Origin of the sequence: Parachitinimonas caeni, assembly GCF_030129945.1 — a bacterium.
Taxonomy (GTDB): domain Bacteria; phylum Pseudomonadota; class Gammaproteobacteria; order Burkholderiales; family Chitinimonadaceae; genus Parachitinimonas; species Parachitinimonas caeni.
In genome coordinates this window covers 1-420 of sequence record NZ_JARRAF010000197.1, presented here as the reverse complement: position 1 = coordinate 420, position 420 = coordinate 1, and the positions used below count along the sequence as shown (strand labels likewise).

Genomic DNA, 420 nt, shown 5'->3' with positions numbered 1-420 from the left:
AATCGGTTTTCGCTTTGTCGCATGACGGCGAACTCTGGCAAATGAGTTCAAATCCGAAGGTTGCCGCCAAACGATTGGGAACGGGCTATCAAGATATTATCTCTAGCTCATGGCATCAACTGGCACTCAAACAGGATGGCAGTCTCTGGGCATTAGGAGACAATTCATCCGGACAGCTGGGAACAGGGACTGCTGATGGGCAAGATGAACCGGCTCTGGTGGGGACGGGATTTTCCGCCTTCGCGGTAGGTGAAACCTTTAGCTTGGCCCTTAAAGCTGATGGCTTGATGTATACCTGGGGTAGCGACGATTTCGGTCAGCTCGGCCTTGGGCGCCACCATCCCGATCCAGCCCCTGTCCGTCTACCTGGTCTGGATGAGTATCGCTTTGAGACCAAACCACAAGGTCCACTCAAAAACC

Annotated in this window: 1 protein-coding gene; it reads left to right on the top strand. The window is 53.3% G+C overall.

The genetic code is table 11. From position 1 onward, the window contains the following. The coding region (locus tag PZA18_RS24285) for an RCC1 domain-containing protein (RefSeq protein WP_308447461.1) at positions 1–420 on the top strand (420 nt) is incomplete at both ends.